Source organism: Streptomyces sp. WM4235 (genome assembly GCF_001279725.1).
GTDB lineage: Bacteria > Actinomycetota > Actinomycetes > Streptomycetales > Streptomycetaceae > Streptomyces.
In genome coordinates, this window is record NZ_LGDE01000420.1 from 1 (window position 1) to 216 (window position 216).

The window sequence follows — 216 nt, forward strand, 5'->3', positions numbered from 1 at the left end:
ATTCGGACTCGCTTTCGCTACGGCTTCCCCACACGGGTTAACCTCGCTACACACCGCTAACTCGCAGGCTCATTCTTCAAAAGGCACGCAGTCACGACGTTGCATGCAAGCATGCAACGCGACGCTCCCACGGCTTGTAGGCACACGGTTTCAGGTACTATTTCACTCCGCTCCCGCGGTACTTTTCACCATTCCCTCACGGTACTATCCGCTATC

The 216-nt window shown here is 55.6% G+C and carries 1 rRNA gene; it reads right to left on the reverse strand.

Going from position 1 to position 216, the window contains the following annotated elements:
- Positions 1-216, reverse strand: a 23S ribosomal RNA gene (locus ADK55_RS24285); the annotation flags it as partial.